The organism is Streptomyces sp. NPDC055013 (assembly GCF_053608645.1).
Map to the genome: position 1 here is coordinate 188189 of NZ_JBSGVW010000004.1, position 11100 is coordinate 199288.

At 67.4% G+C, this 11100-nt stretch carries 8 protein-coding genes; 5 read left to right on the plus strand and 3 right to left on the minus strand.

Features of this window, described 5'->3' with window-relative positions; genetic code table 11:
- Positions 1–434: 434 nt before the first annotated feature.
- From ACWGDB_RS07275 to ACWGDB_RS07285, 3 genes are all read right to left on the minus strand, one after another.
- Positions 435–677, minus strand: a complete 243-nt coding sequence (locus ACWGDB_RS07275; protein ID WP_406257080.1) for a DUF6411 family protein — start codon at positions 675–677, stop codon at positions 435–437.
- Positions 678–836: 159 nt separating this feature from the next.
- Positions 837–1391 (minus strand): DUF6328 family protein, encoded by a 555-nt coding sequence (locus tag ACWGDB_RS07280; protein ID WP_453821508.1) that lies wholly within the window; start codon positions 1389–1391, stop codon positions 837–839.
- A 365-nt stretch (positions 1392–1756) separates the two neighbouring features.
- Positions 1757–2581 carry a class I SAM-dependent methyltransferase gene (locus ACWGDB_RS07285; RefSeq protein WP_453821509.1) on the minus strand — a complete coding sequence of 275 codons (825 nt, stop codon included), beginning with the start codon at positions 2579–2581 and terminating at the stop codon, positions 1757–1759.
- Positions 2582–4220: 1639 nt separating this feature from the next.
- Here ACWGDB_RS07285 and ACWGDB_RS07290 point away from each other — a divergent pair.
- From ACWGDB_RS07290 to ACWGDB_RS07310, 5 genes are all read left to right on the plus strand, one after another.
- Complete coding sequence (locus tag ACWGDB_RS07290) at positions 4221–5417, plus strand: S8 family serine peptidase (RefSeq protein ID WP_453821510.1); 1197 nt, start codon at positions 4221–4223, stop codon at positions 5415–5417.
- 139 nt (positions 5418–5556) lie between these two features.
- Positions 5557–5982, plus strand: coding sequence for a hypothetical protein (locus ACWGDB_RS07295; RefSeq protein WP_453821511.1), 426 nt, complete (start codon positions 5557–5559; stop codon positions 5980–5982).
- Positions 5983–6394: 412 nt separating this feature from the next.
- Positions 6395–6961 (plus strand): hypothetical protein, encoded by a 567-nt coding sequence (locus tag ACWGDB_RS07300; RefSeq protein WP_453821512.1) that lies wholly within the window; start codon positions 6395–6397, stop codon positions 6959–6961.
- Between the two features lie 186 nt (positions 6962–7147).
- Positions 7148–7921, plus strand: coding sequence for a class I SAM-dependent methyltransferase (locus tag ACWGDB_RS07305; RefSeq protein ID WP_453821513.1), 774 nt, complete (start codon positions 7148–7150; stop codon positions 7919–7921).
- Positions 7922–8190: 269 nt separating this feature from the next.
- Positions 8191–10974 (plus strand): glycosyl hydrolase, encoded by a 2784-nt coding sequence (locus tag ACWGDB_RS07310; protein ID WP_453821514.1) that lies wholly within the window; start codon positions 8191–8193, stop codon positions 10972–10974.
- Positions 10975–11100: the final 126 nt, after the last annotated feature.

The window sequence follows — 11100 nt, forward strand, 5'->3', positions numbered from 1 at the left end:
GTCACGCTGAAAATGCTCATTGAGTGCACAGGGCTTCAAGGGCCCGGACTACGAGAATTCCGCCTGGGTGGCTGGCTCGGATGCACTCTGCAAACCGTTGCCAGTCAGAAGACCGGGTAGGTCTGCGTCCGTGGGTGTTGACCGCAGTCTGGTACGGGCGGCGCTGCCGACCGTGAACTCGAGAAGGATCAGTCCCGTTGGGCCTCGCAGAAGGCGTGCTGTCCGCTCCGGGGGCCCAGCAGGTGATGCGCCTGGGTACGAGCGTGCTTGCCCTCCAGGTGATCAGCGTCCGCCTGCTGAATGAGCCGCTCATAGTCCCGGGCGTGAGAACGGGCCCGCAACCCGCCCAGCGGAGGCCACCAACACGCGTTTGCGGCAGCCCCGAACGTCGGGGAGCATGGAGCCTCTGACGCTCACGAGGAGACCTGCGACGGTCAGAACGGCATGCGGCCACGCGCTCGTCGACCGGCCGAACCGCTGCGACCGACAGCCTTGGAACTGCTGCGGAAGGGCTTACTGAGAACGCGCCCCAGGAAGCCGGGGGCCTTCCCACCGGCCCGTGCTCCGACGCCGAGTGAGCGCTGAGTGCCGCGTTGCGGATGGTGAGACAGGCGCGGTACGAGGAAAGCGAGAAGCGCGAGTACGACGCACAGCGCCACTATTCCGACGATCATCATCATGCGACTCCTGAACGTGAGACGTGTCTGTCGGTTGCCCTCAGGGCGCGCGGCGCGCACGACGGCAGGGGAACCTAGGCACCGATGCCACTGACGAGCAGCTGTCCATGCCGGGTACCCGGGTACTTCACGGGCGGAACTACCGAATTCGCCGTGCTTTCATGCCTGGTCGTCGCGGGCGGAGCGCCGGCGAAGCCAGACAGGCAATCCGTACCAGCACAAGGCGAACCACAACATGACCCCGCCGACGAGCAATTCGGCGAGAAGGCTCGGCACGACGACGTGGAGGAGAAGCAGAAGCGTGCCGCTGATCGTCAACGCGAGCAGCACCATTCCGAACACCATCAGTCTGCCCGCAACGCTGACGATGTGGTCCTTCATGCGTTGCCCGGACAGCAGCCGGTGTATGGACACCGGCGCAATCAGCGCCCCAGTAGCGGAGGCTCCGAGTATCACGGTGATCACATAAACCACGTGATCGAACGTTTCCAACTTGTGGAAGTGCGGAGTGAACGCCACGCTCAGCAGGAAACCGAAGAGAATCTGCACGCCGGTCTGGGCAACCCTCGTCTCCTGCAGGATCTCGTTCCACCTGCGATTCAGACGTTCCGCTTCCGACTCCTGCGGTTCCAGGGCTCTGTGGTCTCCCGCTTCGCGGCAACAGGGGCAGCGGGACTGCGGGGCGTCGGACAGCGTCTGGTCGGTCATGCTCATGGCATCCTCCTCTTCAGGGAATACCCGAATGCCCGCCATCGGCGATTTCACGTCTCCCGGAGAAGGGCGACATGCTCGAGCATCCGCGCATCCGCGCCATGTGCTGTGCCGGGAATCGCTCCGTACCTCTGCCCCTGACACACCTCACGCTCGCCGAGAAGCAGCTTTGTGGTCACGCCTCATGAACACGGCGGGCGCGGGATTCCCCTTGGCCACGCGCCCACGCGGGAGGCGGACACCGGCACGGTGTGACGTGATTGCGCCCCTTCCGGACTCGTCCGGCCGGATGTGAAGATGACGGGCACGCACGTCCACCGCAGGAATGACGCGACGGTCACTGGCCCGAAGAGGGCGCGGCAGCCCGCCTAGGCAGCAGACCGACGGGCCGTGACCAGGAGATACTCCCAGTTCATCGTGCCATCGGTCAGGTGTTGCGCAGCCAGGTCGTCGAGGGCCGCGTCAAGGGCGGCCACCCGATCGGGTTCCTCCGCGATGAAGCGGTACGTGGCGATGGTCGGCCCGTAGCAGGTCTTGAAGAACTCCCGGAACTCTTCAGGCCGTACGAACCGGTCGACGCGCAGCGGCTGCCGACGGGCGTCAACGTCCGTCACGCGATCCCCCAGGAGGGAGTGCACGTGCTCCGGGTCGCCCCACAGGGGCGGCGGCTGGGCGCCCGGCGGAGGCGGAGGAGCGTATGGGCGCATCGCTGCGAACATCTGCCCGATGAACCCCTCCGGGGTCCAGTTGATCAGGCCGATCGTGCCGCCCGGCCGACAGACCCGGACCAGTTCGTGGGCCGTTCGCTGGTGGTGCGGAGCGAACATGACACCGACGCAGGACATCACCCTGTCGAACTCTCCGTCCGCGAAGGGCAGAGCTTCCGCGTCCGCCACCCGCCAGTCCAACCGGGCACCGCGAGCCTCGGCGATGCTGCGCCCGACTTCCAGGAGCTCGGGCGTGAGGTCGGAGGCAACGACGTCGGCGCCAAGGAGTGCGGCGGGGATGGACGCGTTCCCGGAGCCGGCCGCGACATCGAGGACGCGGTCACCGGGCCGAACGCCGATCCCCCGCACCAGCTCGTCACCCAGCTCATGAATGACATCCGACACCACGGCGGGATAGTCGCCCATCGCCCACATCGCACGGTGTTTCGCCTTCACGGCATCTGGCGCGGCATTGTCATTGTTCATGTCCCTATGCTCAGCCCCACGCAGGCCCCGCGGCCACGGCCAGGAGGGTGATTCTCAGGCATTAAAGGGCCTGCCCGGGGCGCTGGGGGCCATCCCTCCACCGGGCCTGATGAGGTGGTCCGCTAGGTACTGTGTGACCGACTTGGTTCGCCGCAGCCGACGCGGACGGGCGGGTGCGGGTGTGGGATGCCGTGCCCAAGGCAGCCCTGGAGCACTGCCCAGGCGCGGCGCGCGGCCCGGCCGTTGCACGACGAGGTCGTCGGTGAAGAGGTCCTCGAACTCGTCGTCGGTGAGCACGCCGGCCATCCAGGTTCGTCGGGAGCCGAGGGCACTGGGAGTGTGCGGTGTGCTCCTCTGTCCGGGTACCGGTGCCTACCCGGTCGTCTCAGGACGGGCTGAGGGTGCCGCCTCATCAGCCGGGTCCTGGCACAGCTCTAGCCGGTACCGCATCAGGAGCAGGGCGGTGATGTGGACCGGGCCGGGGATGGCGGCATCGTCACCTGCGCGACCGCAGCGACGGTGCCGGTGATGAGCTCGCGAATCGGTGCCGGCACGGGGTGGGCGTCCATCAAAGGTGTGGCGGGGTGGGTGTCCATGGGCGGTCGTCCGCCCGGCCGGGACACCAGTAAGGGTCACCCGTTTGGGAGTTCCGCCATCTCCCAGGGGCGGCTCCGCACTCTGGAGGTCTCCGGTTCCGGCAGGTAGGGCGCCGTTCCCAGGCCATCCTGCGTGCCTGGCGGTCTGGCGGGGTGCAGAAGGCTTGGCGTTCCATCCTTAGATGCGCAGTTACGCGAGGGCACGCACCACGCCGGACACCAGCGAGATGATCACGGTAGCCGCTGCGACGGCGACTATCGCCGCCCGTCCGTTCCACGACGCCGACAGGTGTGTCCAACGGCCCTGCCTGAGGACACCGCTCCGGTCATCCAACTCAGGCCGGAATCGGTCACCGGCCAGCGCAGCCGCACCGGGCCCCGCGACACCACTGGGAGCATCCACGATCTACCCAACGAACGATCAAGCGATCGGACACAAGCAGCGGCGCTCTACGGTGGGACATGGAGGGCAGGTCCTGTCGCCGGCTCGATCCGCCATGTCGAACGCTCGCACCGCCTCCGCGCGGCACTGTCCGCAGACACGCCTCCCACGAGGCGGCAACACGGGCCCGATTCAGGCCCCGCACCCTCCCATCGAGGGACACACCCTACGCAAGAACACGAATCAGGGTGAGTTGAGCGAAGCGGAAGCCCAACACCCAGATCATTCAAGCCGATTCGACACTGCGAGTAGCGCCCCTTCCTGCTGAGTACCCGTCACAGCACCGACGTTTTTGCAGGGCTTTCACGCTTGGCGAGCGCGCAGCGCGCTCGTTTGCCCTGCCCATCCGGATCGACACGGGGGCGAAGGGAAGGTTCACGGTTTCTCGACTGAAGCCCCATGCATGCGGAGGAGTGGGGGCGTGTCACGGCGGGGCTGGTTCTGTCCGGTTCCTGCGTTGACCCGCAGCTGATCGGTTCGCGGGTGCATGGAATCCACTGCATGAGCACATCAATGAGTCACGGCTTTCGCCGCAGATCACCGGAGATATTGCGGTTGAAGGCTCAACCCCCCACAAAAACCGGCGAGGAGACCTCTCTTCATGGCAACTCACAAGCGCTCGAACCGGATCCGGCTCACCGCCATCGCCGTCGCGGCCACCGCGGCAGGCGTCACGCTGCTGAACCCGTTCTCTGCCGGCGCCGCGGCGCCGGCAGAGGGCAAGATCTACGGAGCGAACGCCGACGGAGCCGTCGCAGGCAGCTTCATCGTCATGCTCGACCAGAAGGCCAACAAGCAGGAGTTGGCCAAGGAGTACGGCGGCACGCTGCAGCGCACCTACCGCTCCGTAATCAACGGCTTCTCGGCCAGCGGTCTCTCGCAGACCGAGGCCAAGCGCCTGGCCGCCGACCCGGCCGTCGCCAAGGTGGTGCAGAACAAGAAGTTCACGATCAACGCGGAGCAGCAGAACCCGCCGTCGTGGGGCCTGGACCGCGTCGATCAGGCCGACACCGCCGGTGACAGCAAGTACACCTATCCGGACGCCGCCGGGGAGGGCGTCACCGCCTACGTGATCGACACCGGCGTCCGCATCTCGCACAAGGACTTCGAGGGTCGCGCCACGCATGGCTTCGACGCGATTGACAACGACAACAGTGCGGACGACGGCAACGGGCACGGCACGCACGTGGCCGGCACCATAGCCGGTGCCGCGCACGGCGTGGCAAAGAAGGCGAAGATCGTCGCCGTGCGGGTCCTGGACGACAACGGATCGGGCACCACGGAGCAGGTCGTCGCGGGCATCGACTGGGTCACCCAGAACCACCAGGGGCCCTCCGTTGCCAACATGAGCTTGGGCGGCTCCGCCGACGAGGCCCTCGATGAAGCCGTTCGCAAGGCGATCGCCGCGGGCGTCACCTTCGCCGTCGCCGCGGGCAACGACTCCGCCGACGCCGGCCAGGGCTCCCCGGCCCGTGTTCAGGAGGCTCTCACCGTCGCCTCGTCGACCAAGGACGACGCCCAGTCCGACTTCTCCAACTTCGGTTCGGTCGTGGACATCTACGCGCCGGGCTCGGACATCACCTCCGCGTGGAACGACAGCGACGAGGGCACCAAGACCATCTCCGGCACCTCGATGGCCACCCCCCACGTGGTCGGCGCGGCCGCGGTCTACCTCGCCGGACACAAAGACGCCGCTCCGGCGGACGTCGCCACCGCCCTGACAGGCGGCGCCACCCCCGACAAGATCACCAGCCCAGGTGCGGGCACACCCAACAAGCTCCTGAAGATCACCGAGTAACCCCCTCTCGCATCCGCCGTGCCCAGGGGCAGATCACGGCCCGTACGGCACGGCGGATTGCCCGGGATCTGGGCGCCGGGGCAAGAGCTCGGAGACCGAATCGACCGCGACGGAAATGCACTCCAGCTCATGGGGTGACGTGGTTTTCGCGGTTGCACTCGGCGGGATCTGCCTGGCCGGCCGACATGGCATTTTTTCGACGCTTCTCGGGTTCTTCTCCGTGCTCGATTTGGAAATCCGGCTTTCGCCGAATCAACCGCTCGATTTCGGTCCCCACAGCCTTGCCTACGCCCCCTGCATCGAGGGCGGCCACACAGCCCTCGGCACGGGTCTCGGGGACTCGGGCAACGGCGGTGCAGCCCCTCATCCCAGTCCTCAGCGGGGCTTCGAGGGCGACGTTGTCTCCCTCGGCCACGGTCTGGACGAGTTGGGCGCACGCGGCCGCTTCGTGGGCAGGACCGGCCGGGGGCTCAAGGTTCGCCATGACCGGTCAGGGGCCACGCATGCTGACAAGGGCGGTTACGTCTTCCTTCGCACCGTAAGCGCGGTAACCCTGGCCATCTGACTCCGCGCATGGGGGCCCGCCAAGTGCTAGGAGTTCATGGTCGCCACGACGTATAGGCAAGCCGCGAGTGCGACTACACAGACAACAGCCATGGCGATCAGTGCGCAGCCGAGCAGCCCTGCCGTGCCGGCGATCGCTGCCCAGCCGAACCGCGTTGCTCGTTCGGCCCGCTTAACTGCGTCGCGGTGTCCGCTCTCGTCGTCCCAGCTGCGGTCAGTCACAGATTCACCCCCGACTGGACCTTACGCTCGACCGTCTTGTCCCAGAGGCACTGGCCCCATCAACATTCCCGGGGGGGCGCACCACGGCCCGCATTCCCTTTATCTAGCGAAACGGCCACCTCGCGAGAGGGCTCTGCTCTCCTGCGGAAGCGCGTCCGCCTCATGTCCTGATCACTGACGAGGGAAACTTGATGGCGGCAACGTCGGCATATGTGCCAGCCTTCGTCTCCCAGATGCCGATCGAGAAGACTCTGATGACCCGCGACGACGCCCTCGACCAGCTCAGACACCTCGCCCGTGAGAGGGCATTCGGTAGGCACGTCGGGTCTGACCGGCTCATCCAGGCTGGGCTGGACGCGCTGATGGCTGAGGTTGAGAGCCCGTCCCTCGCCATGTTGGCCGGCCTCCTCCGGAGCGAAGAGCCCGAAGCGTCGGCGCTCTTCGACCAGGTGCTGGAGGAACTGGGACTGCTCTTCCAGGCGCCGGCGGACCCCCGGGCCGCAAAGTGGGCGATGGCCTACTGGATTGCTGGTCAGATCGCTGACGGTTCTCTGAATCCCGCCGTAGGCACCCACCTCATCTGGGCAGACGTCGCCTATGACCTTGGCTACCCCGAAGAGCTGCAACCTCTCGTGCACTGCGCGCACAATCTGGCCGGCTGGGAGCAGAGTTGGGGCGGCTCCTTCGAGGAACTCAACAGAGAAGCGGTCGAGGCGGCGAAGCAGTTCTTGAACAAGCAGCCGACAGCAGTGGACTGACCGCTTGCTTTGACCACCGGGAATGCACCATCTCCTTTCTGAACCCCTTACTCAGCGGGTCCGTAGCACGGCAGTTGAGCCAGTTCCCGTGAAATGCCTGCACTGTTGTTAGTTCGAGGGGGCCCGCACGCACAGTTCATGGGGCGACCAGGGCCTCGGGGCAAGCAGACAAGGTAATTTGAGGTCATGCCCGAGCCACCGGTGGCGCATTTCTACGACGAGCTGGCCGACGACTACCACCTGATCTACGCAGATTGGGACGCGAGCCTCCGTCGGCAGGGGGACGCCCTGGATGCCCTGATCGGCCTTGAACGTGCTGCGGTGCTCGACTGTGCCTGCGGAATCGGCACGCAGGCGATCGGTCTGGCGTTGCGCGGGCACCGCGTCATCGGGAGCGACCTCAGCCCCCGCGCCGCCGCCCGCGCTGCCCGTGAGGCCGCCCGCCGGGGCCTGAGCCTGCGCACGGCCGTCGCCGACATGCGACGCCTCCCGTTTCCAGATGGCCAGTTCGACGCCGTCGTCTGCGCCGACAATTCGTTGCCTCACTTGCTGACGGAGCAGGATGTGCACGCCGCCCTCGCCGAGATGCGCCGCGTGCTGCGTCCCGCCGGCCTGCTGCTGGTCAGCACACGCCCCTATGACGATCTGGTGCGCGACCGCCCGGCTTCGACGCCTCCGCAAGTCCACCAGGTCGCCGACACCGAGGGCGGAGAACGTACCGTCACCTTTCAGCTCTGGCACTGGCACGACGACGGCGAGCACTACGACTTGGAGCACTTCCAACTCCTCCCGGCGGGCGGACATTGGTGCGTCCAGGTCCGCCGGACCACCTACTGGGCACTCGGCCGGGACCGGCTGGCAGGCCTTGCAGCCGAGGCCGGGTTTGTCGGCCTCGGGTGGCGGATGCCAGACGAGACTGGCTTCTTCCAGCCGCTGCTAGTGGCCCGCGCCGGCGGGTAGGTGATCCCACTTCTCGGCGTGGGACAGGCGTAGGGCGTTCGGCCGGACCGGCCTCAGCAGGGGAACTGCCAGCCGTAGCGCTGGTCCGCGCCCACCGGGAGCCCCGCTTCACCGACCTTCATCATCAAGGGGCGAAGACATAACGGACTTCGTTCGCCGTCAACTCCCGGGCGCGTTCAATGCATTGACACGTGCATTACAGAGGCTTTACGTTCCGGCCATCTGAGAGCGCTCTCAGACTCCTCTTCTGTGAAGACTTGAGGTGCCGCATGCCATCCCCACGCACCAGACCGGCCGTCATACTGCTGCTGGCCTCAGCGCTCGCCGTCGTCGGCCTGGTCCCGGCCGCCGTACCGGCGGCCGCGGCTACCGTTCCCGTAGGCTCCGGCAGCTACTCCGACACCCGGCCCGCCGGCACGTCGGGCCCTACCACCAACACAGGAACACCCGTCACACCCAAGCTGACCACCGCCGCCCGGAACCGGCCCGTGCCCACCAACGACTGGTGGTCCTCCCTCGCCTTCCAGCGCTACGGCGACAACCCCTGGTCGACCCCCATGTACGGGCATCCCCTCACCTACCAGGCCACGGCCGGCGGACTCGACGTCGGCTACCCGACGTCGCCCGCGATCGTCGGTGACGGCCGACAGTACGAGTACGCCCACAAGCGCGACCTCACCATCGGGCTGACCGGCCTCAACTCCCCCGACACCAAGGCCGACGACTGGTCCGACTGGACCGTCACTCCCCTGTGGTCCGACGGTGCCCGAACCCTGCGCACCACCATCGGACACGGCTCCCCGTTCGTATACGCGAGGGGCTCCGGCGGCAATGCCCAGATCACCACCGCCGGTGCGCCCACCGTCTTCGCCGACCAGACCAACGTCCTCGGCATCACCGTCGGCGGGCACCACTACGCCCTCTTCGCGCCGACCGGCAGCGACTGGAACGTCGCGGGCTCCACCATCACCGCCGGTCTCGGCTCCAAGGACTACTTCTCCGTCGCCGTGCTGCCGAACACCGACGCGCTCGCGACGTTCAAGAAGTACGCCTACAGCTTCGTCACCGACTCCAAGGTGACCTGGAGCTACGCCGGTGGCACCGTGAAGGCCACCTACGCCCTCACCACGGAGGCGAAGGAAGGCACCGAGCGCGGCGCACTCCAAGCGCTCTACCGCCACCAGTGGCTGAACACCACGGACGCCCTCACCTCCTACACGTACGTCTCACCGCGCGGCACCATGAAGGTCCGCGAGTCGGCCTCTTTCAGCACGAGCCAGAAGGCAGCGGCGGTCCTGCCCGCACTGCCGAAGTCGGACGGCGTGGACGCCGCCCGGCTACGCGGATACCTGAACGATGTCGTGAATGCGGCCGACCCCTTCTCCGGCGCCACCGATACGTACTGGACCGGCAAGGCCCTCGGCCGCCTCGCCCAACTCGTGCCGGTGGCCGAGCAGATCGGTGAGACCGGCATCCGCGACAGGCTTCTCGGTCTGATGAAGGGCAAGCTGCAGGAGTGGTTCACGGCGGGCGGCGCGAACGAGTTCAGCTACGACAAGGACTGGAAGACCCTCACCGGCTATCCCGCGTCCTACGGCAGCGACACCGAACTCAACGACCACCACTTCCACTACAGCTACTACGTCTACGCGGCGGCGATCGTCGCCCAGTACGACCAGGCATGGGCCGCCGACTCCGCATGGGGCGGCATGGTCAAGACCCTCGTACGGGACACCGCCAACCCCAGCCGCACCGACAGCTCCTTCCCCTTCCTGCGCGGCTTCGACGTCTACGCCGGCCACAGCTGGGCATCCGGCCATCAGGGCTTCGCCGCCGGCAACAACCAGGAGTCCTCCTCCGAGTCCACCAACCTCAGCGCGGCCCTCGTCCTGTGGGGCTCCGTCACCGGCGACACCTCGCTGCGTGACCTCGGCACCTACTTGCTGACCACCGAGTCGGAATCGATAGCCCAGTACTGGTTCGACGCCGACGAGCAGGTCTTCCCCTCCTCGTTCGGGCACGACACGGCAGGCATGGTCTGGGGCAGCGGCGCCGCCTACGCCACCTGGTGGACCGCCAACCCCGAGGAGATCCACGGCATCAATGTCCTTCCCGTCACCGGCGGATCACTCCACCTCGGCGGTGAGAAGGCCGCCATCCGGCGCAACATCGCCGAGATGGAACGGGAGAACGGAGGCCCGGCCGTCGAATGGCGCGACATCCTCTGGGAGTTCCAGTCCCTGGCCGACCCTGCCACGGCGAAGGCGAAGTGGGACGCGGGCAACGCCGGATACACCCCGGAGCAGGGAGAGTCCAAGGCACACACCTACCACTGGATCAACACCCTCGACACGCTCGGCGCCCCGGACGCAACGGTGACCGGCGACATCCCCACCTCCGCCGTCCTCACCAAGGGGACGACCCGCACCTACGTCGCCCACAACCACGGATCGTCGGCCCGTACCGTCACCTTCTCGGACGGCAAAACCCTTTCCGTTCCGGCCCGTTCCACCGCGACCGGCACCGGGTCGGGGTCGCAGGACCCCGATCCCGACCCCGATCCCGACCCGCCGACCGGGAACACGTTCCAACTGCGCAGCGGTGGCGTACTGACCACAGCCACCGGTGGCAGCTCGGGCAGCGACACGATCGCTTCCGCGGGCGGCGCCAACCACGACGGCACCCCGCACCAGGCCCTCGTCTACGAGGTCCGCGGAGTCAACGGCACGCTCACACCGGGCGTCGGAACCACGTTCCGGCTCCAGGTGGACGCCGACACCACGGTCGGTCTCGGCCAACAGGCGCGCGTCAGCTACGACCTCACCGGTGACGGCACCTTCGACCGGACCGAGACCTACAACTACTTCGCCACCGACCCGGTCGCCGGGTGGGAGGAGTACACGCAGGCGCGCGGTCTCAAGGCGTCCACCGGCACACTGGGCACCCTCAAGGGCGGCACCGTACGTCTCGAGGTTTGGAACGCCATCGGCAACGGCGCCTCCAAGCTGCAGACGGGCACCGACAAGTCCGTGTTGGTGATCCCCTACAGCTGATCCGGCGAGAGCCGTGGGGGGGGGGGGGGGGGGGGGGGCGGGCCCCCCCCCCCCCCCCCACACACCCCCCCCCCCCCCCCGACCATAAGCAACCCCCGGGGGGGGGCCGCCCGCGGCGGGGGCACC